14 protein-coding genes and 4 pseudogenes are annotated in these 18,161 nt (G+C 67.4%); 6 read left to right on the plus strand and 12 right to left on the minus strand.

The window, feature by feature from the left end; all coding sequences use genetic code 11:
• The first annotated feature begins 953 nt into the window (after positions 1-953).
• Positions 954-1,130, plus strand: a complete 177-nt coding sequence (locus ABZ340_RS34695; protein ID WP_358785873.1) for a hypothetical protein — start codon at positions 954-956, stop codon at positions 1,128-1,130.
• A 435-nt stretch (positions 1,131-1,565) separates the two neighbouring features.
• Here ABZ340_RS34695 and ABZ340_RS34700 read toward each other — a convergent pair whose 3' ends face one another.
• On the minus strand, positions 1,566-2,360 hold the full coding sequence (locus ABZ340_RS34700) for a hypothetical protein (RefSeq protein WP_358785874.1): 795 nt from the start codon (positions 2,358-2,360) through the stop codon (positions 1,566-1,568).
• A gap of 25 nt (positions 2,361-2,385) precedes the next feature.
• A complete protein-coding gene (locus tag ABZ340_RS34705) occupies positions 2,386-2,544 on the minus strand; it encodes a hypothetical protein (RefSeq protein ID WP_358785875.1) in 159 nt (52 codons plus the stop codon).
• Between the two features lie 408 nt (positions 2,545-2,952).
• Here ABZ340_RS34705 and ABZ340_RS34710 point away from each other — a divergent pair.
• Positions 2,953-3,294: pseudogene (locus tag ABZ340_RS34710) on the plus strand (transposase); the annotation flags it as partial.
• Positions 3,295-3,348: 54 nt separating this feature from the next.
• On the opposite strand, the gene ABZ340_RS34715 reads toward ABZ340_RS34710, so the two are convergent.
• The 6 genes from ABZ340_RS34715 to ABZ340_RS34740 form a co-directional block, all read right to left on the minus strand.
• Positions 3,349-3,693, minus strand: a complete 345-nt coding sequence (locus ABZ340_RS34715) for a hypothetical protein (protein ID WP_358785876.1) — start codon at positions 3,691-3,693, stop codon at positions 3,349-3,351.
• 8 nt (positions 3,694-3,701) lie between these two features.
• On the minus strand, positions 3,702-4,067 hold the full coding sequence (locus ABZ340_RS34720) for a hypothetical protein (RefSeq protein WP_358785877.1): 366 nt from the start codon (positions 4,065-4,067) through the stop codon (positions 3,702-3,704).
• 159 nt (positions 4,068-4,226) lie between these two features.
• Positions 4,227-5,471 (minus strand): IS110 family transposase, encoded by a 1,245-nt coding sequence (locus ABZ340_RS34725; protein ID WP_358785886.1) that lies wholly within the window; start codon positions 5,469-5,471, stop codon positions 4,227-4,229.
• Positions 5,472-6,327: 856 nt separating this feature from the next.
• Entirely contained in the window at positions 6,328-7,170 is an 843-nt protein-coding gene (locus ABZ340_RS34730; RefSeq protein WP_358785878.1) for a transposase family protein, read from the minus strand.
• A gap of 72 nt (positions 7,171-7,242) precedes the next feature.
• Positions 7,243-7,698 (minus strand): hypothetical protein, encoded by a 456-nt coding sequence (locus tag ABZ340_RS34735; RefSeq protein WP_358785879.1) that lies wholly within the window; start codon positions 7,696-7,698, stop codon positions 7,243-7,245.
• 50 nt (positions 7,699-7,748) lie between these two features.
• Entirely contained in the window at positions 7,749-8,051 is a 303-nt protein-coding gene (locus tag ABZ340_RS34740; protein WP_358785880.1) for a hypothetical protein, read from the minus strand.
• A gap of 263 nt (positions 8,052-8,314) precedes the next feature.
• On the opposite strand from ABZ340_RS34740, the gene ABZ340_RS34745 reads away from it, so the two are divergent.
• On the plus strand, positions 8,315-10,291 hold the full coding sequence (locus ABZ340_RS34745) for a hypothetical protein (RefSeq protein ID WP_358785881.1): 1,977 nt from the start codon (positions 8,315-8,317) through the stop codon (positions 10,289-10,291).
• 68 nt (positions 10,292-10,359) lie between these two features.
• Here the strand turns inward: ABZ340_RS34745 and ABZ340_RS34750 are convergent, their stop codons facing one another.
• Positions 10,360-11,628 carry an FG-GAP repeat protein gene (locus ABZ340_RS34750; RefSeq protein WP_358785882.1) on the minus strand — a complete coding sequence of 423 codons (1,269 nt, stop codon included), beginning with the start codon at positions 11,626-11,628 and terminating at the stop codon, positions 10,360-10,362.
• Between the two features lie 1,063 nt (positions 11,629-12,691).
• Complete coding sequence (locus ABZ340_RS34755; RefSeq protein WP_358785883.1) at positions 12,692-13,231, minus strand: transposase family protein; 540 nt, start codon at positions 13,229-13,231, stop codon at positions 12,692-12,694.
• Here ABZ340_RS34755 and ABZ340_RS34760 point away from each other — a divergent pair.
• Positions 13,189-13,955, plus strand: a pseudogene (locus ABZ340_RS34760) (IS256 family transposase); the annotation flags it as partial. The gene ABZ340_RS34755 and the pseudogene ABZ340_RS34760 sit on opposite strands and share 43 nt — an antisense overlap.
• Positions 13,956-13,970: 15 nt before the next feature.
• Here ABZ340_RS34760 and ABZ340_RS34765 read toward each other — a convergent pair.
• Positions 13,971-16,070 (minus strand): ISAzo13 family transposase, encoded by a 2,100-nt coding sequence (locus tag ABZ340_RS34765; RefSeq protein ID WP_358785884.1) that lies wholly within the window; start codon positions 16,068-16,070, stop codon positions 13,971-13,973.
• A 47-nt stretch (positions 16,071-16,117) separates the two neighbouring features.
• Here ABZ340_RS34765 and ABZ340_RS34770 point away from each other — a divergent pair.
• Both ABZ340_RS34770 and ABZ340_RS34775 read left to right on the plus strand, forming a co-directional pair.
• Positions 16,118-16,580 (plus strand): annotated as a pseudogene (locus ABZ340_RS34770) (transposase); the annotation flags it as partial.
• A 295-nt stretch (positions 16,581-16,875) separates the two neighbouring features.
• Positions 16,876-17,625, plus strand: coding sequence for a class I SAM-dependent methyltransferase (locus tag ABZ340_RS34775; protein ID WP_358785885.1), 750 nt, complete (start codon positions 16,876-16,878; stop codon positions 17,623-17,625).
• Here ABZ340_RS34775 and ABZ340_RS34780 read toward each other — a convergent pair.
• Positions 17,591-18,161 (minus strand): annotated as a pseudogene (locus tag ABZ340_RS34780) (hypothetical protein); the annotation flags it as partial. The gene ABZ340_RS34775 and the pseudogene ABZ340_RS34780 overlap by 35 nt on opposite strands.

An 18,161-nucleotide genomic window follows, 5' to 3' on the forward strand; every position in this document is an offset into this window, starting at 1 on the left:
CTTCCGATCTGGGTCGGCCGCTGCGCGCCCGACGGGCCGCGCGGTGCGCGGCGGAGTGGCTGGGGGTCTGACAGTACGGCTAGTGTGGCTCGGAATATGGGAGTTGAGGAGCGCTTCGCGCTCCTAGGCAGGTCCGCTACGCTCCCCCGCCCCACGGTCCTTCCGGCTGCGCCTCCAGGACCGTTGGGGCCCGTTGGCGCGGGCTGGGCTGGCTACGGGGTGGGGGGTCGCTTGTTCGTGTCGGGTTCCAATGTAGAGAGTGCATCAGTTTGATGCAGCATGTACCACTGGCGGAAACACGGGACACCCCCCAACCACCTAGGTAGGGCCGTGATTTGTTGAGTGGTCAGCGCCGGTATTTCGCTCTCCCACTCAGGTGAGGAATTATGACTTGGGACGCTTCGAACCTCAGCCACAGAACAGTACCCCGGATATTAGGAAAACCGGAGCTCCGGCGTACGGAGGTGCCGGAGCCGAACTGCGGCGTAACAGTGAACCGGCGGCGCTCAGCCCGTTCCAGGCGGCCCTCATCCCGCGCCACGGCGAGCCACCGGCGCACCGTCCGCTCCGCCATCCCCAGCGTGTCAGCCACCATCCGCCGATGACCGACCGTCAACTCTCCCCGCGCCTCGAGCGCCAGCAACCTACGCACCGCGACCGGCCGCAACACCTCGGCATCCGCCGCAGCCCCCACCAGCACTCCCCCACCACACCAGGCACAGCTGCCCACCGAGAATGATCAAGGAAGGACCCTACCCCATTGGAGCCATCACCCCGTTGACCTGCTAATCCTCAGCTACCGACCGGCTGTCCTCACATTGCTGTCCCCCCTCAGCCCCATCGACCACCGCCCCGAACACCCCAGCAAACAAGCCGATCACCTCACTCAACCCGCATCCTCCGCTGGACACCGAAACGAGAACCACCCCGGACAACAACACGAGAACTTCCACGTGCGCGAGGGCGACGCGGCCCGGCTCACCGGGATCTGTCCGGGCAAGCACGGCCGCTGGGGGCGGATCTGTGTCCTGGACGACAGGCACGAGACCTCGCTGGAGGAACCGCACTGGGGCCGCAACAGCGAGGGCCGGCCGATCGCGTGGGTGGGCAGCGCACCCGACGACTGGTGAGCGGCGGCGGTGAGACCGGCGAAGGACCCCGGGGCGCAAAGCGGCCCGGGGTCCTTCGCCGACCGGGGCAGCCGCACTGCTTCCAGGCCCTACACGCACTGGGGTGCGATGCCCAAGGGTTCTGCGCCGCGACATCGTACTGGTGTGCATGTAGTCCCTGGGGCCCCGGGCTGCTGCCCCGACCGGCCAGGTGGCAGACGGGAAGGGCTGGGTGAGGCGAACCGGCCATCGCGTGATGGTGCCCCGGGTCGCGTGGTGGGCTGTGGAATGCTGACACAGCCCACCACGCGGCCTCCTCTGCGTTGGCAGTGCGCGGGCCGGGGTCGGGCAGAACTCTCCGTCTCCGGTCAGCCAGGCCGGTTGCATGGTCTGCGTTCTCGCAACAGTACGCCGGATCGCGCCTGTCTCGGTCGGGGTCGAACAGTGCCACCCGCCCTACAGGTATGCGGAGAGGGCCTTATCGAGAGAAGCGAATTCCTTCGACACGGTAAGGCCTGGCGTTTTCATGATTTCCCGGATCGCGAGTGCGTTACGCTTCATGCATTCCGGATTATTTTTCTTATCAATGAACCAGGAGTCACCGTCTGGGTAGAACATTGAGTTCCCCCCCGTGTTCACCACTGCCAGCGGACCGGTTTTCACCTTCTTGCCGCCGTCCCGCTCCAGGGTGATATCCAGCACACCGAACCATGGGTTGGCCTGATCTACTACCGTTTCCGGCCCCACCGTCAGCGTGAACTTCTCGTACTTGTTGGGCGGGATCTCGTGCGTCACCTCCTTCGAGAGCGTGAAGGGCGTCTTGTGGAGATAGCTGCCATCACTCTCGATCGGCTGATCATCCGGAATAGTGAAGCTATACGTCGCCGTGGTGACAAGCGGCCCGCCGATCCCCACACACGGCTCCGGGTATCCCGACTTCCGGAAGGTCATGATGACCTTCGGAATGAAAGCTGGATTGCTGCCCAGGTTCTTGACGGTGATATCGATGTGTACTCCGAGGCCACCGCCTTTAATTTCAACGGGCTTTGCGTCAATTCCATAAGTATTGTCGACTTGCTTCATCGGGACGCCTTCCCGAATCTCTGCTTCGAGCTTCGCTACCTCCAGCATGGCCGTAGGCTTGCTGCCCTGTATCGACTTGTTCCCGTTGCCGCACTGCGCGGAATCCGTGCATTGGTTGTTCGTCTCGTTCTTCGTGCACCCGGCAAGAGTGACGACGAGCAGCACCACTCCGGCGACCGCGCGCTTCCTCCGGTCAGCTCGCATTGGGCTGCGGGCCGTTCTCGACGCGGTTGTTGTTGTTGCCGCACTGTGACGAGCCGCTGCAGTTGTTCGTCGTGTTGTCGCCGGGCGAGTTCGTCATCAGCGTGGCAATGAGACCGATGCCGGCCGCGATGAGCGGCACCACGATCATGATCCACTGGTTCCTGGAGAGACGTCTGGCCACCGACCCTGCCCTTCCCTACTAGTGACGCAAAGAGTATCCCTCAACTCCCCTATCGCTTTAACCCACTTGAGGCCGCTCGTTGACGACAGCACGTCCGTTCGCCAGACGACGGGATCCAGCCCCGCTGAGCAGGCCCAGGTGAGCCAATACAGCGAGGAACAGGCCGGTTCCCGGGATCGGCTACCGCACCGTCGCCGTACTCGCCCCGGCGCCCCTTCGCGGGCCTGTGCCCATGAACCGACGAGACCGGACGAACCGCTCATGACACCAGCACGTCGGCCGAGATCTCGACAGCGTCAGGCACTAACTGATCGTTTCAGAATGAGTTGGGCTGCGGGTCTTGTGTCCGACGATCTTGGTCGGCAGGGTGTCCGGATGCGTGCTGATCTTGTTCCTGACGACCTGTGGGAGCGGGTGGCTCCGCTGCTGCCGCCCGCTCCCGAACGGCGCCGCCGGTATCCCGGACGGCTGCGCGTTCCCGACCGTGTGGCGCTCGCCGGAATCCTGTTCGTGCTGCGGACCGATGTCGCGTGGCGCGATGTCCCGGCCGAGACGGTGGGCTGCTCCGGGGTGACGGCCTGGCGCCGGCTGCGAGACTGGACCGAGGTCGACGTCTGGCCACGCCTTCACGCCGTTCTGCTGGCCGAACTCCGCCGCGCGGACTCGTTGGACCTGGACGACTGCTCCGTGGACGGATCTCATGTCCGGGCCCTCAAAGACATCTCAGGGAGATAAGAAGTCAAGTTGGTGGATGCAGCCGAGTTACCGGGGTCAGCCTGCTGCGCCATGGCGGCGTCCACTTGCGCGATCGACGAGGGTGAACACGGTCAGGGCAACCGTCGACGCGGCCCCCGTGGCCAGGGCATCCGCCACGTACCGGCCCAGGCCCGGCCGCAGAATGTCCACGAGCCCGAACAGCACGACAAACCCCGCGAGGCACGCCGCACCAGCGGCACGCCAGCAGCGGTGATGCGCAAAGAACCACTGGGCCAGGCCCATGCCGATCAGGGGTGCAGGGGACAGCTGCGGCTCGTCGAGGGCGGCGAGCACTCCGTATCCCAGTCCGCTGATCGTCCAGCAGGCGGCGCTCACGAGTGCCGCCTCGCTCCAGGACACGGGCCGCTTCACTTGTGCCGTCCGTGCCGTCCGCTGACGGCACCACCGACCCGACGGCGCGCTTGCCACTGGGACACGCCTGCCGCGGTCACCGAGAAGATCAGGAGCGGTCCGGCAGCCCAATAGAGCACGGCCATCGGCCAGGCCGGCTCCTTGCCGGCCAGCATGGTCGTCATCTTGGCAGCCATAGCGATGCCCAGCAGCACATAGGCGAGGCCCCAGGTGCGGGCCACCCATACGGGGCCCCCGATCAGCTGCGGCGGCCGGTGCGGACGGAGCACGGCCCGCCCGCCCCACCACGTACAGCCCAGGGCCACGACCGTCATGAACACTCCCCCAGCCGTGTCCAACGCATCGGTCTGGATGCCGAGCATTCGCGCCACACTCTTCTCACGTCATGCGGCTCCCAATGCCAAGGCCGCCCCTGGTCGGCATCATGGCAGTCCGGGCACGGCATCTCAGCTGCAGGGCACGGCAGATGGCTGGAGCGGCTGCCTTCCGGAATCCGGCAATGTGGGAGGCCCTGACTACAGTCACGCAGGCGCTTGGCGGAGCGATGCGAAGGCGTGTTGTTCGTCGAAGAACTGCCGGGTTTTGAGGCAGTGGTGGAGCTGGCCGAGGAAGCGGTTCAGCAAGTGCCGTTGTGCGGCGGCATGCCAGTCACCATGCTCGCGTCGGCGCCGGTAGTGCGCGTTGGCTCCGGGTGAGGCGGTGAGGGCGGCGAAGGCCCAGAGGAAGCCGGCGTTGATGAGGCGGTTATTCTTGACGAACCGGCGGCCGACGAACCGTTTCTTGCCGGAGGCCCGGGTGACGGGCGCGGATCCGGCGTACGACTTCAGCGCCCGGGCATCGGCGAACCGTGCCCGGTCGTCGCCCAGCTCGGCGAGCACGCGGGCCCCGAGTATGGGCCCAAGGCCCGGGAAGCTGAGCAGGATCTCACTGTCGGCGTGCTGGTGAAAGGCTGCTGTGGCCGCCTCCGCGAGGTCGTCCGCGGCCTGGCAGGTGGCGTCCAGCTGCTTGAGCAGGGCCAGGAGCTGGTGGCCGAAGGCGTCCTCGACACCGGGGAGCTGGTGGGCGTACTCGGCGCGGAAGACATCCCGCAGCCGCTCGGCTTCCGCGTCGCAGCCGCGGAAGCGGCCACTGCGTTTGAGGGCGGCCCGCAGCTGGGCGAGGGTGAGCTTCGCGGCCTTGGCCGGAGTCGGCGCCAGAGTGAGGATGACGCGGGCGTCAGCCCTGGTCAGACCGCCATGCTTGCCCTGGAAGGCCAGCAGAGCAGCGGGGTAGTACTCGCGTAGGAGCGACCGGACCTGGTTGGCGACCTGCTGCCGGGTCCAGACGGCATTCTGCTGTGCTCGGGCCAGGACGGTGATGGCCTGGGCGAGTTCGGAGTCGGCTGGCAGGGGTCGGTGGGCGTGCATGTCGGTGCGCAGGATGTTCGCCAGGACCAGGGCGTCGCCCGGGTCGGACTTCTTGCGGCTGACGCCGTGGCGGTCGCGGTAGCGGGCGGCGGCGAGCGGGTTGATCGCGAAGACCCGGCGGCTGCCGGTGCGCAGGCTCGCGACCAGGAGACCGTGGCTGGTCTCGATGGCCACCGGTATCGGATCGTCCGGGCTGTCACCGTGCTCGGCAAGGAGGTCCAGAAGCTGGTGGTAGCCGACCGCGTCGTCGATGATACGGGCCTTGGCGAGCAGGGGGCCGGCTTCGTCGACGAGGGCGACGTCGTGGTGTCGCTCTGCCCAGTCGATGCCGCAGAACACGGTCAAGCTGTCCTCCCGAATCCGTCCGTTTATGCAGGTCACGAGCACATGCGGGTCACGCGGCGTCCTAATCCAAGGACTCGTTGGTCCGCCATCTCAGTAGCCGTTCGCGACACCAGCGCACTCCAGGGGCCCGATCTTCTGCAGAGCTCACAGGCTCGCGGATGAACAAGAGGTCGACCCTGAAGCGGGCTCGCGCCGTGACGATCAACGTCCGACCGGGCCCTGTGAGTTTCGCGGTGACCACGGAGGCGCCGGGCTGCACCGCTCTTGACAGAGGCCTCAAGGGCCGGGAGAAACGGAGGCATCAGCCCGGCGCCCGCGTCATCACCGCGGACCCTGCAACGGACAGCGATGCCGCTCTTTGAGGAGGCCTGGACGGCCAGGGGGGATCCAGGCATTCGCTGTCCCGTGCGAGCAGCTACCCCGGGGCGTTGTTATGGTCCTGGGCCGTCTGCTTACGCACTGGATTAGGAGAAACGTCGCGGTAGCAGAGCCGGACAAGGGGGTGTAGCAGAGCTGGACAAGGGGTCGTGCGCCTCCGGCCGCACCTGATGGAGGGGATGGTCGGTGGTGGGCGCACCGGTGCGGTGCGGGACGTCGGGTGCGGCGCACCGGAGCGCGCGAGTGCCGGACATCGCCGGACGGTGCGGCGCACCGGGTGCGGTGGCGCACCGGAGTGGTGCGCACCACGGTGGAGTCCGTCGTCGTCCGGCGCACCGGAGTGGGCTCCACTCGGTGGAGCCCATCGGGTGGAGCCCACTGAGTGGAGCCCACTGAGTGAGCCTCCGCCAACTTGAAGTCTCAGGTCAAAGGGCTGGTGTGGCCGATCCTCAGGGCGCTCATGCTGGTCGTGGGCGGGAGCCCACGGCGAAGATCATCCGTCAGCGGTTGTGTCTTCGAGGTTCGTCAGAACAAGCAGGGCTCGCAGGAGCTGGGTGGCGCGGGCGGGGTCGGTGCGGAGCTTGGTGAGGATCCGCCAGTTCTTGAGGTGGGCGACGCCGTGCTCGACCGGTGCACGTCCGAGGGCGAGGACACGGTTGGCTTCCTTCTCGCCTGGGGTGAGCTTGTGGGTGCGGCTGGCGGTGTAGCCGGTGACGATCACGGGGTCGAGGATGTCGTTGTCCAGGCCGCGGAAGCCGAGGTCGGCCAGCGCCCCGAGGCCGGCGGCGCGCAGGTGGGTGAGGATGCGGTCGTGGCGGGCGGCGGTGTTGTCGTGGGTGCGGCCAGGCCGCGCGGCGGATATCCAGATCAGGCGACCGTTCTCGTCGGTCAGGGCGAGGAAGTGCAGGCCATGAGTTCGGTGCTTGCCGGAGTAGTTCCGTCGGTCGGTCTTGCCTGTACGGCGCTGGGTGCGGATGAGAGTGCCGTCGATCAGGACCACCTCCGCGCCCTGCTTGACGACCTTCTTCAGGACGCGGTCCAGGCGCGGGGCCTGGGCGGCGAGCAGTCCGATCAGCTCGTCGCGCCAGCGGCGGACCGTGGACTCGGACACGTCGTTGCCGCCGGCCATGTCGGCCAAGCGCTGGTCGTGACGCAGGACGGCCAGGACGATCACCGCGATCTTCCCGGGCGGCAGGATGCGCCAGCGTGACCGTATCGTCTTCAGATGACGCCGTAGCAGGTCGGCCAGGTGGTTGACGGTGCGCGTGGGCAGCGGCAGACGGCACTGGTAGACAAGCTGGCAGGTGTCCTCAGCGCGCTCTTTGGTATTCGTCACACAATTCCAACGGCGGCCGGGGGCACCCCGGTTACGCGCGTGCTGAGCCGCTCCGAGTGGCGGTGTTGCTGGTCACAGGCGGGTGGTGAACCGGCCGTCGGGCAGCTTCCGCAGCCAGCCGCGGTCGACGAGTCTGACCAGCTTGCCGCGTAGCGGTTCCAGCTTGGACTTCACGCTGACGTCCACCCCCACCACCTCGCCGACCTCACGGGCCATGACCGGTCCGGCGGCCTGCCGCACGGCGGCGATGATGCGCTGGTAGTCCGGCGGGAGCGAATCCTCCTCCGCGCCCGGTTCGCGGTGCGGGATCAGCACTACCGCCCGGCCACCCACTTGCCCGGGCACCGGACGGGCTGAGGAACGTTCCTCGGCGAGCTGCTCGGTCATCCGTTCAAGGACCCGTTCGGCGACAGCGAGTTCGTCCCGTTCGGCCCGCACTTCCGCCAGCTGTTTGGCCAGCTGGTCTTCGAGTTCGTCCAGTTCCGCACGCCGCGCGGTGATCCGTTCCAGCAGTTCGGGATCCAGCATGCACCGGATCGTAGAGGGCCGTCGATCTTCAGCGGGGAAGAACCGGACGCTCAGCTCCCTGCTTGTGCTGCCGAGCGCTTGTTCAAGAACTGCTTCGCTACTTCGACTGCTTCCCTGCTGAGTTCCTCGAAGGAGACTCCCCAGCTCTCCTCCCAGCCGTCCAGGTTGTGTGCGCAGTGGACCAGTGGCTCCAGCTCTTCGGGGTAGCCGAGGTCCTCGGCAATGTCTGCCCAGATGAGGTGGGTGCCGGCGGCGGCATCCAGGCCCTCACGGCGCAGGCGGCGTGAGGGGCAGATGCCGCACGCGGGGTGGTCGGGGTCGGTGACGAAGGGCCCACGGTCGCAGCTTTCCACAACTCCCCCCGCAGGGTTCTTACACGTGCGCGTACAACCGTGGTGTGGATCACGTCCGTTAGCGGCGGATAAAGACGAACCGCCCAGCTTGGGCGCGTTGCTGATGGGTCGTCTACCCGCGTAGGAAAGGGGGCGGCGCGACACACCAGCAATGTCCTGCCTCCGGGGTGCGGGGGTGGGGCCAGAAGGGACGTGTCTTGTTTGGCACGTCCAAATCCAGAAGGAAAAACGTTCTTTCCCGGGTGGCTATAGGCACAGCGGCGATGCTGCTGTTAAGTGCCGGCGGGGTGGCCGAGGCCGCCGAGGCCCCGGCCGCGGCCGCGAAGCCCGACCCCAATGCGGCACCGCCCAAGGTGCACGGGCCGGAGAAGTCGACGCGGGCCGCCACGGCGGGCGCGCGTCCTGCCTCGGGCAAGACTCCCAAGGCTGCGCCGCTGTCGCGGAACGCGGCGCCTGGCGGGTTCCAGCGGGTGACCTCGCAAAAGGTACAGCTCACGAACACGGTGACCGACCCCGACGGGGATCAGGTCAACCTCACGTTCGAGGTGTGGACGGCGGATGCTGCCGGGAAGCCGGTCACCAAGGTCAAGCTGAACGACTCCACGTATGGGGTCATCGTCTCCCCGTATGTGGCATCGGGGGGCACCGCGAAGGTTGATGTTCCGGCGGGCAAGCTGGCGCTGAACACGAACTACGTGTTCCGCACCAACGCCTACGACGGCTCGCTGTACGAGACGGTGTGGTCTCCGTGGGCAAAGTTCCGTGTGGAGCTGCCCGTGGATCTCACCCTGCCGACACCGAACTATGCGAGCCCGAACCCGAACCACTTCGACGCGCAGCAGCCGCACTACTACCAGACGAAGCCTCTCGGCCAGCCGGGTACGCCGCTGTCGGCGCGGGCCACGGCCGCGGCGAAGGATGCGGTGGAGCAGTGCAGTGAGCCGGATGAGACCGGCCGTCAGGTGTGCTTCGGGAAGTCGACCCCCGCGCCCAAGGGCAAGGCGCCCCACGCGTCCGCGAAGGCGGGTGTGGCTGCGGCGACGGCCGGGGTGGAGTGGTGCAACACCGACTTTGAATCGATCCTCGCGACGCGGTTCATTGAGTGCGATGTGCGGTCGGTGCCGGTGATCATCAGCATGGACGGTGTGCCGCAGGCTGTGGCGAAGTTCATGTTCCTGCGGATGATCGAGCTTGACGGACAGAACACGTTCACCGAGCACCTGACGATCGAGCCCGCGCAGCAGATCCCGCCCGCGTTCCGTGAGATCAACTTTGTGGGCTGGAACCACCTGTGTGAGAACTTCTGTACTCCGCAGGAGCAGCCGGTGACGGCGTGGAAGGGTAAGCCGTGGTGGGTGCCGGGTGAGATGCACTCGGCGACGCTGACGACGCCGTACACGTGGGATACGTCGCTGGCCGGTACGGACTACCGGTTCAAGCCGGACATTCAGATCGACGCGAACATTCTCCCCGCCGATGGGAAGATCCGCCCGTTTAAGACCGGCTACCAGTGGTCGCTCGACTACGACGGCGGCACCGAGGATCTCGACCGTATCCGCTGCGACACCCCTGCCGCAGATGCTCCGGCCGGGTCCGTTCCGGGCTGCGTGTTCGTGAATGTCGCTCCGACGTACACGTTCAACGCGAAGGCGTTCCCGCAGGCCGCCGCGCACGCGTGGCTGATCCAGAAGGCCACGCCGAAGCACCCGGGTTCGATGACGGATCAAAAGCCGCTGTACTACATGGGCGACGAGGCGCAGAACAACCGTTCCCGTGGGCGGATCTGCCCCACCGGGTGGGCCGCGAACAACGGTGACGCCTCCGCCCCGGTCGACGCGGGCGACACCCTGAACTGTGACGAGTTCGCGTTTGCCTCGTCGTACAACAGCGGCGGCATGTCGTCCACCGAGGGCGGCATCAACCCGGCGATCCCGCCAGGGAAGACCACCCCCAGCGGGGATGCGTGCATTTCGATGTATGCGAAGAAGCACGGCAGCATGATCCACCTGTTCTCGCAGAACGGGGCTGACCCCACGTTCAACGAGGTGTGTGGCCGGGCGGCGATCTCGGGCATGCACAACCAGGAATCCATGGGCGGCCACTTCGCGAACTTCATGAAGCAGATGCGCATCAAGGACAAGGATGCGTACTGGCTGGATACGCGGATCGATGACAGCGGCACCTGCACGTACGGTGTCGGCGGCGGTCAGCCGGTGATCTGCCAGCTCGCTGCGCAGTAACACCCGGCACAACAGCGAGCGGCCCCCACCCGGGGTTCTGGGTGGGGGCCGCTTCTGTGTGCGCGGGGTCAGGGCATCAGGAGGTGGACGGCGGGGAGGTCACCGGCCATCACGGCGGCCTGGTCAATGACGACGTCGGTGTACTTGCCGACGGCGGTGAACACCAGCTCCGGCAGGCGCGGCCCGTGCTCCTCGTGGTAGGCCACCACCTCGGCCTCACTGGCATCGGGAATCGAGGGGAACACGGCGCCCTCGGCGGTCAGCGCCAGGTCGAGGAAGCCGCCCCGGCCGGTGGCGGTGCCGAACTCGGCCCGGTAGGCGCGCCCGTCACCGGGGGCGTGGATGAGCGCGGCGGGCGGGCTGTACCGGTTGACGGTCAGGCACAGGATCTCTTCATCCGGGCAGGGGGTCATGGACTTGACCTTGCCTTGGTAGCCGCCTGCCCAGGTGGCCATGTGGTCGTTCTCCAGCACGTACGTCCAATCCCCGCAAGTGCCGTACATGGCGTAGCTGAACTGTGCGGTGGGCGGCGCGTCGGGGAGGGGCCGGGTGCGCAGCTCGGACAGGGGAACGCGCTCGCTCAGCTCGTCGAGGTCAGCGCCGAGGTTGATGAGGAACTCGTCCTGATCGACACCTCGGGCGAGGGTGAGGGAGATCCCGGCGTACATGCCACGGGTACCGGGCGGGATGGGGGTGGTCTGCTGTGCGCCTATCCACGCGATGCCGTCGCTCATGGCGGTCACACTATCGGGCCGGTCTGACAGGGGCAGGGCAGGGAGCAGAGTGCCGGCGTCGCCCACCTCAAGAACTGGCGGATCCTCACCAAGCTCCGCACCGACCCCGCCCGCGCCACCCAGCTCCTGCGAGCCCTGCTTGTTCTGACGAACCTCGAAGACACAACCGCTGACGGATGATCTTCGCCGTGGGCTCCCGCCCACGACCAGCATGAGCGCCCTGAGGATCGGCCACACCAGCCCTTTGACCTGCGACTTCAAGTTGGCGGAGGCTCCGTACACGACATGCACAGCTCCCGCCTCGGCGGCGGTGCCGATGGCTTCGTAGGGGGCACCGACCACCAGGTCGCTGCAGCCGTCAAGATTCGCGTCGTAGACGGCCAGCGAGTACCCGTATTGATCACCCGCCTCGGGGCCGCCCGGCACGCCGGCCGTGTTCTGCGTCAGTTCCAGGGTGCCCTTTCCGCCGCCGTAGACGACGTGGACCGCACCCGCTTCCTTCACCCCGCCGACCGTCGCCTCGGGATCGGCGATCGCAGTGTCCCGGATGCCGTCACCGTTGAAGTCCGACTCCGTGCCCGACGGGCATGCGACCGCGGCCACCGCGGGTTTTTCCCCCGCCGACCCCCCACACCAGCAGCCCACCCGCCAAAACGGCGGCTGCACTGCGGCGCCACATCTTCCCCACCCTGAACCTTCACTCTCCGCGCATAAACGCAACCTAAGCGTTCAGGGATCTTCACTCAGTGGAAGATCCCAAGCAACGTTTTTCATTTTCATCACAAAGTGACTCGCGTCACAGGCGCTTCAAGGTGTGCCGTAAACGGTAAGGATTCGGTACACAGCGCACTGACGGTGAAGGACGAACGACGGTGGGCTTGTCCGGCTCACGCCGTGGGCTTCTCACCAACCGTGAGCAGCGGCTTCCCGCCATGCACAGATCTGCAGCGTCCGTCTTGCGCGGGGCCGGCCACCTCGATCAGCCGGTTGATGCGCGCCTTGTACAAGTAGGGCACAACATCGTCGTCGGGCTCTGGCACAACTTCTGTAATGCGGCCACTCTGGGTAACAGCCAGACCCCTTCAAGCCGTACGCGAAGTCGCCCGAAAAAGGTCCACGGGCAGGACGGTTGGCCTGACAGTTTCGAGGCCGTGGAAGAAGCCGTGCTCCGGCTGAAGGAGCTGTTGTTCCCGTCGATCACGGACGTCGCTGTCTTCGGTAGACGTGAGCATCGAGACAGTGCGCGTTGATACGCAATGCATCGCGGACGGTGCCGTGTGCCCGGTCTGCAGAGTCTGGCCGAACCGGGGTCATGGTTCCTGCCTGCGGTTTCCCGCTGATGTGCCGAGCGGTGGCCGAAGCGTTGTTCTCCCGCTGAGGGCCCGTCGGTTCGTCTGTGGGAACTCGGGGTGTGCGCGCCGTACCTTTGTCGAGCAGATACCCGGTCTGACACGCCGGCACGGTCAGCGGACCGAGCGGTTGCGCTCCACCCTGGCCGCGGTCGGTCCGGCCCTCGCGGGCCGGGCCGGGGCCCGCATCGCCCGCGTTCTCGGGGGCCCGTCAGCCGCAGCACGGTGCTCCGGCTGGTCGACGTACTCCCCGATCCCGAGGTCCCCGCGCCGCGGGTGGTCGGCGTCGACCAGTACGCCACCCGCAAGGACCGCCACTACAGCACCGTCCTCGTCGACATCGAGAGCCGCCGCCCCGTCGACCTGCTGCCGGACCGGGAGGCATCCAGCCTGGCGGCCGGACGACCACCCAGCTCGATCGCGATCGACCACAGCCAGTCGGTCAGCCCGGTACTGGAGCGGTGGTACCGCTCGGACAGGCCCGGCGGCACCTGCTCGACGAACGTCGCGCGGGAACAGCTCTTCCGGTCGCAGAAGTACCGACGCACCCGCAGCCGGACTACGACCCGGCGAAAGCCCAATGGCCGCTCGTGCAAAGTGCGTTGGTACGTGCCGTGCACGCGTCTCGCCTGCTTCCGGCAGTCCGTGCACCGGGATGGCGTTCCACCGAGTGGTGTAGGGGATCTCCGCGGCTGAGTGCGCGGGTTCTGCTCCCTCGGGTGCACCGTCTGCCGGTGTCTGCTCCCTGCTCGACTGGCAGGCCACCGTGCAATGGTCCGGAGTGAACGGGCAGTTCGACCCCAGGGGGTGCACGGTGGCCTTGTCCCAGCATGACCTGCTTCGCCTGCTTGAGTCACTACGTTCGGCCGATGGTCTTGAACTTGTCCGTGAGGTCGCCGAGCGGCTGCTGCAGGAACTGATTGAGGCTGAGGCCACCACCAAAATCGGCGCCGAGTGGGGCGAACACACCGACACCCGCACCACCTGGCGCAACGGGCACCGCGAGAAGACGGTGACCACACAGGCCGGCGACCTGGAACCCGCCATCCCGAAACTACGGGCCGGGAGCTTCTTCCCCAGCCTGCTGGAACGCCGGCGACGCATCGACCAGGCCCTCTACGCGGTCATCATGGAGGCGTACGTCCACGGCGTGTCCACCCGCTCGGTCGACGACCTGGTCAAGCCCTCGGCCCGGACACCGGGATATCCAAGAGTGAGGTCTGCCGGATATGCGCTGAGCTGGACGAACAGCTCGATGCCTTTCGCACCCGGCCGTTGGACCACATCCGGTTCCCCTGCCTGTTCCTCGACGCCACCTGTATCAAGGCCCGGGTCGACCACCGGATCGTCTCGCAGGCGGTCGTCATCGCCACCGGCGTCACCCAGGACGGTGGCCGCGAGGTCGTCGGTGTCATGGTCGGTGACAGCGAGACCGAAGTCTTCTGGGCCCAGTTCCTGCGTCACCTGCGAGAACGCGGTCTGAGCGGCGTCCGTCTGGTCATCTCCGACAGCCACAGCGGTCTGGTCAAAGCGATCCGCAAGGTCATGCTCGGCGCCGCCTGGCAGCGCTGCCGGGTCCACTGAAGCCGTAAAGGATCAACTTGTCGGTGTGTCGGTTTCTTCATGCGCCGCGGCGAGGAGTTCGGTGGCGGTGCGGTAGCGGATGGTGGCCGGAGGTGGGAGAAGTCCGTCTTCGGCCAGCAGGGGGCGGATCTCGCGAACGACGTTCCCGATCGAGGACCTGCTCACGTCCCCCAGCGCGTCGGCGAGGATGTCCAGGGTGCACAGTTTCCGCAGGTAGAGGATGGCGACGACGATGCGTTCTCTGTCGCCGAGCTTCTGCGGGAAGACGCCGCCGCGGCTGCCCGGCTGGCGATCGGCACCCCGGCGCTGGTAGGAGGCACGTTCGGCCTGGGCAACCTGGCGTGGGGCGAGGCGGCGAGCGAGCGCATCCAGCTCCGTGCGGGACATGCCGGTAAGCCGCGGATGGGACAGGTTTTCCATGATCCGGGTGCGCGGCGGGGTCTTGTCGGTGTCGAGGAAGGCCATCAGCGTGTGCGCCGTGGTGAATCGGCTGGGGGCGTAACCGGGCTGGTGGCCGTGGTCCTCCAGGACCCGGCGGGTCTCGGCGATGAGGTGGCCGATGCAGGTGGGGGTCACCTCCAGCATGTCGCCCAGCAGCTTCATCGAGCAGACCTGGCGCTGGTAGAGGAGGGTGAGCATCACCCGGGTGGCGTCGTCGAACAGCGGCTTGGCCCGCTGATTTCCGGTTGCGCGCCGGGCGCGTCCGCCGCGCTGCTCGCTGTAGCGTTCTTGGGCCCGGGCGGCCTGTAGTGGGGCCAACTCGGCGCATAAGTCAGCGAGTTCCGTGCCACTCAGCCCGGTCAGGCGTGGGTCCGCGAGACGGGTGACAAGCTCGCGGCGGCGGTCGGCGACGCCGTGTGCCTCGCCAGCGGGCGACACCTGTGGCGCGGAGGGTTCGGGCAGCAGGGCGTAGTTCCACTGGCCGTGAACCTCATGCCGGACCAGCGGCAGCGCGGCGAAGCGGTCCTTGCTGATCGCGATGCCGGTGGGGTAGTCACCGGGATCCAGGTGGGCCTCGACGCGCAGACCAGCCCGGGTGCGGGTGGCGGCGATTGTCTCGATGACGACGTCGTGGCTGGTCAGCGGCCTGCCACGCCAGTTGTGGGTGATGCGTGAGAACAGTCGGTGCTCGATTTTGTTCCACTTACTTGTGCCCGGAGGAAAGTGACACACCGTGATCGTCAGGCCCGTTTCGGCGGCCAGGGCGGCCAGTTCGCTCTTCCAGACTCGGTAGCGGTAGCCGTTGGAGCCGCCCGCGTCCGAGGTGATCAGCAGTCGTGACGCCTTCGAGTAGTCGAGGCTGCCGCGACAGCGCCACCAGCGGCGGATGGACTCGACCGCGAAGACCGACGTGTCGTGATCAACACCGACGTTGACCCAGCCGGTGTTGCGGGCGATGTCGTAGATCCCGTACGGGATCGCCTGCTGCACGTCCGGGCCGCTGAAGAAGAAGTGATGGTCCTCCACCTCGACCGGATCGCCCCTGGGGCGCCACTCGCGGCCGGCCATGGGCAGCCGTCCGATTTGCTCTCGCTTCTTCGTGTCCACGCTGATCACCGGCTCGCCGTCGGCCTGGTGCTGCTTGACCTGCTCGTTGATGTAGCGGAACTGGGCATCCCGGTCGGGGTGCTGGGCACCCTCGAGGGTCTTGACGTTCGCCTGCAGGCTGAAGCCCTCTTGCTTGAGCAGCCGGCCCACCGTCGGCGCGGACACCGGGTGCCCCTGCCGGGTCAGCTCCTCGGCCAGGTTGCGCAGCGACTTCGTCGTCCACCGCAGCGGAGACTGAGGATCTCCCCGCTCGTCCGGCTCGACCAGGCCCAACAAGGCTTGGAGCAGGGCAGGATCCTTGGCTTCAGCCCGTTTGCGGCCTCCGCCTGGTGCACGCACCCGGCCGTCCGGGAGCGGCCCGGCCCCCGCTTCCAGCTCTGATACTCCACGACGCACGGTCGTCTCGCTGACCTGCGCGATCCGCGCTACCGCCCGTACGCCGCCGTGCCCGAGCAACCGGGCCTCGGTAGCCAGGGCCAGCCGCCGCTGCCGCTCGTTTAAGTGGGGCAACAACACCGAGAATCTGCAGTGGAGTTGGGAACAGATCTCCTCCGGAACCGCCATACCCTGACAACGAGCCTGTCCCTGTAAAGCAGCACCTTGATTCTTTACGGCTTCACTTCGTGCGCAACGTCTTCGCCGTGATCCCGAAGGGATCGGCGGAGATGGTCGCGGCAACGATCCGTACGGTCTTCGCCCAGCCCGCCGCGGATACGGTCCGCACCCAGCTCGACACCGTCGCAGACATGCTCGGCCGACAGTTCCCGAAGGTCAGAGAGATGCTGCTGGAGGCCAAGGAAGATCTGACCGCGTTCGCGGACTTCCCCCATCAGCACGGGAAGAAGATCCAGTCCACGAACCCGCTGGAGCGGCTGAACCGGGAGATCAAACGCCGCACCGACGTCGTCCAGGTCTTCCCCAACCCACCCGCCGTCCTCCGCCTCGCGACCGCGGTCCTCGCCGAACTCCACGACGCATGGATCGCCTTCCCCCCGCCGCTACCTCTCCAACGAAAGCATGGACGCCCTCTACACCGACACCCCGACCGTCCTGCCCGCCGCATCAGACGGCTGATCGCCTACACCACCAGAAGGGACGTGACCCCCGCGGGGCCCACCTCACCGCATAAGAACTCTCGCACCTGAGACAGCAACACCCGCCATGAGACAAAGCCCCACGACAGCGATCCCGCCTCTCAATCTCTCACCTCATGACAGCGACACTCTCACCCACACACGACCACTGACCAGCCCCGCAACACCCCGCCCAGAGCGCCGCCCACCGTCTCTCACCACCACCGACACCAAACCAAGAGAACGCACCGGGGCGCCTGGACAGCCCCGGCGCAGGCGGCAGGCAGACTGCTGTCATGCATCGCCGACAGATCAGTTCCCTCGCCCACACCCTGCACCCCATCGCCGCGCCGCTGAGCGACGCGTCCGTTCGGACGCTGCTCGACCGGGCCATCCCTCACGGCGCCGCCCGTCTCCTCGATCTCGGCTGCGGATCGGGCACCTGGCTGCTGCGCGCGCAGGCCGGCCGCCCGGGCCTGCGGGCCGACGGCGTCGACAACGACGCCGACGCCATCGCCGCAGCCCGGGCCTCGGCCGACGAGGCCGGAATCGGCGACCGGATCGCCTTCCACGCGCAAGACGCCGCCGAGTTCCGCTCACCCCACGGCTACGACCTCGTCCTGAGCATCGGTGCCAGCCATGCCTTCGGCGGCCTGCTCCCCACCTTGAAGGCAGCCGAAAGCCACCTCGTGCCGGGCGGCACAGTGCTCGTCGGCGACGGCTTCTGGGAGCGCGAACCGGACCGCCGCACCCTCGACTGCGGTTTCACCGCGGACGAGTACGACGACCTCGCCACGACCGTCGACCGGGTGGTGTCCGAGGGCTGGGTGCCCCTCTACGGACATGTGAGCACCTTGCAGGAGTGGGACGACTACGAGTGGTCCTGGACCGGTTCCCTGTCCCGGTGGGCCCTGGACCACCCTGATCACCCGGACCGCGTCCAGGCCCTCGATGCCGCGGCCGAGCACCGCGCCGCCTGGCTCCACGGCTACCGTGGCACCCTCGGCTTCGTCACTCTGCTCCTGGGCAGGGAGCCCCGGCCCTGACGGCCTGCCATCGCTCCCCTCGACCGGTGCACCGCGCCTGCCACGTCCGCGTCACCCGCCGGACACCGCCCCCGGGACCGTTCTCACCCTCGCCGTCCAGACGGTGGAGATGCCTCAGCACGGCGTGCGGAACCGACATGCCGACGACGGACGCGGCCGCGTCACTCGTACCCTCGGCTCCCGCCGGGAGCACCAGAGCGGCCCGTAGCGCGTCGGCGAGTGCGACGGCCGCCGTCACAGTGCCCAGGAACCGGATGCCGCCGCCCGAGTCGTACGTCACGCTCGACACCACCGGCATGTGGCCGGTGTCGAGAAACAGCCGCACCACCCCCGGATCGGCCTGCACGTCCGTTCCGTCCCCCACCACCAGGGTGCGGGTGTCCTCCCCCGTGATGCCGACCGCCGGCACGGTGTGGTCGCCCAGGCTGCCGACCAACCGGCGCTGCACGTACCCCGCGACGTAGCGGCGCAGCGCGACCGGGTCGTCGGGCGGGCTCACCGGGGGGTGCGGTCCGTGGTCGTGCACGACCACGGAC

This window comes from Streptomyces sp. NPDC006134 (assembly GCF_040628835.1).
Classification (GTDB): domain Bacteria; phylum Actinomycetota; class Actinomycetes; order Streptomycetales; family Streptomycetaceae; genus Streptomyces.

Bases quoted from the DNA above. Each gene is read 5' to 3' on its own strand.
- ABZ340_RS34705 (WP_358785875.1), bottom strand. From the start codon at position 2,544: ATGATCGTGGTGCCGCTCATCGCGGCCGGCATCGGTCTCATTGCCACG.
- ABZ340_RS34720 (WP_358785877.1), bottom strand. From the start codon at position 4,067: ATGCTCGGCATCCAGACCGATGCGTTGGACACGGCTGGGGGAGTGTTC.
- ABZ340_RS34735 (WP_358785879.1), bottom strand. From the start codon at position 7,698: ATGCTGGATCCCGAACTGCTGGAACGGATCACCGCGCGGCGTGCGGAA.
- ABZ340_RS34745 (WP_358785881.1), top strand. From the start codon at position 8,315: ATGCTGCTGTTAAGTGCCGGCGGGGTGGCCGAGGCCGCCGAGGCCCCG.
- ABZ340_RS34765 (WP_358785884.1), bottom strand. From the start codon at position 16,070: ATGGCGGTTCCGGAGGAGATCTGTTCCCAACTCCACTGCAGATTCTCG.
- ABZ340_RS34775 (WP_358785885.1), top strand. From the start codon at position 16,876: ATGCATCGCCGACAGATCAGTTCCCTCGCCCACACCCTGCACCCCATC.